The sequence below is a fragment of the Synechococcus sp. R6-5 genome, from assembly GCF_047461775.1.
Taxonomy (GTDB): Bacteria; Cyanobacteriota; Cyanobacteriia; order Thermostichales; family Thermostichaceae; genus Thermostichus.
The window spans coordinates 1-1,852 of record NZ_JANSHV010000301.1; the positions used below are offsets into that span (position 1 = coordinate 1).

General features: G+C 62.9%; 3 protein-coding genes. All 3 read right to left on the reverse strand.

All coding sequences use genetic code 11. The features are described 5' to 3' along the window. Window positions 1-38: 38 nt before the first annotated feature. Window positions 39-656, reverse strand: coding sequence for an ABC transporter permease (locus NW818_RS13095; RefSeq protein ID WP_414344038.1), 618 nt, complete (start codon window positions 654-656; stop codon window positions 39-41). Next, complete coding sequence (locus NW818_RS13100) at window positions 653-1,621, reverse strand: ABC transporter ATP-binding protein (RefSeq protein WP_414424799.1); 969 nt, start codon at window positions 1,619-1,621, stop codon at window positions 653-655. The genes NW818_RS13095 and NW818_RS13100 overlap by 4 nt, the downstream gene beginning before the upstream one ends. A gap of 26 nt (window positions 1,622-1,647) precedes the next feature. Beyond that, window positions 1,648-1,852: glycine betaine ABC transporter substrate-binding protein (locus NW818_RS13105; RefSeq protein ID WP_414424800.1), on the reverse strand; the 205-nt coding region annotated here is incomplete at its 5' end.

Sequence of the window (1,852 nt, forward strand, 5' to 3'; positions counted from 1 at the left end):
GATCGCGCCAGCGGGACGGAGTCCTTAAGTCTACCCCCTCAGCCACGACGGGCCGCCCATTCCAGGCTGAGCAAGGCCGTGTTCACCAGCAAGGCCAGGGATCCCACCGCCAGGGATCCGGCCCAGATCTTGTCGTAGCGACCGGCCTGGGCAATGCCATCGAACAGCAGGGTTCCCAGTCCCCCTGCCCCAAACTTGGCGCCCACGGTGGCAATGGCAATGGCCACAATTGCCGCCAGCCGCAGCCCTGCCAAAACAATGGGCAGCATGAGCGGCACCTGCACCTGCCACCACCGTTGCCAGAGGTTCATCCCCATGCCCTTGGCAGCTTCCAGGATGGCAGGCTCGACCGAGCGCAGGCCCACGCAAAAATGGCGCACCAAGATCACCTGCGTGTAGATCACCATCGCCACCACCACCGAGCGGGCATTGAGGCCAAGCCAGGGCACCAACAAAATGATCAAAGCCAGGCTGGGCACTGTGTACAGGATGCTGAGGATCCCCATGACCGGCAGGGCCAACCAGCGCACGTGGTGAACCAGCAGAGCCAGCGGCACCGCCAGCACCACCGCCATGCCCAAGGTCATCCCCACCATCGCCAGATGCTCTTGGGTGAGCTGCCACATCAGGCCGGGGTGGTTGAGGAGATAGCTCACGCGGATCCCCCCTCCAGCATGGCCAAGCTGCGAATGTGATCCAAGGTCAAAACGCCGATGGCCCGCCCGTCCTCCCACACCGTCAGGGCTGCCGCCCCTGTGCGCAACAGCAGGGACAAGGCTTGCCGCAAAGTGGCCTGGGGCCTCACCATCGCTCCCTCTTGGATTTTGTGGTTGTGCGGGATCCCGGCCATCGCCGTTTCCACCCGCAGCACACTCAACTGCCGTACCATGTCATCTGCCCCCAGCAGTTCCCTGACAAAGGGAGTAGCCGGCTGGGTGAGCAGCCGAAAGGGAGTGTCGAACTGCACCACCCGCCCCTTCTGCATCACCAAAATGCGATCCGCCAGGCGCAGCGCCTCTTCCACATCGTGGGAGACGAACAGGATGGTTTTTTTCAATTGCCGTTGCAGGCGCAGGATCTCCTCTTGCAGCTTGCTGCGGGTAATGGCGTCGATGGCCCCAAAGGGCTCGTCCATCAGCAGCAGCCCTGGATCCCCGGCCAGCGCCCGAGCCAGACCGACCCGCTGTTGTTGTCCACCCGACAGTTGGGCAGGGTAGCGGTGGCGGTACTCGTGGGGGGGCAAATTAACCAAGCTGAGCAGCTCGTCCACCCGCTCGCGGATGCGCTCCTTCGGCCACCCCAAAAGTCGCGGCACTACCGCCACATTCTGGGCCACCGTCATGTGGGGAAACAGCCCCGATTGCTGGATAACATAGCCGATCCGCTGCCGCAGAGCCGTGACGGGAAACTGGCGGATATCCCGCCCGTCCAAGCGAATCTGCCCCTGGGTGGGATCCAGCAAGCGATTCACCATTTTCAGAAGGGTGGTTTTGCCGCAGCCAGAAGGCCCCAAAATGACCACCAACTGGCCCGACTCCACGGAAAAACTGCACTCCTCCACAGCCGGCTGGGAACTGTGGGGAAAGCGCAGCGATACCCGCTCGAACTCGACGGTGCTCACCTCAGGGTCTCATGCAACAGGCAAGGTTATTTCTTGAGAATGCCGGCTTCCACCAAGAAAGTTCTGGCCACCTCCGCCGGCTCCTTGCGGTTGCCGCTCACCTCGTAGTTCAACCGCTGCATCACCTCGTCCGTCAGCAGGGGGGAAAGGGCATTTAAGGCAGCGGCAATGCCGGGGTTGGCCTCTAGGGTGTCCTTGCGCACCACCGGCGCCACCTGGTAGGGGGGGAAA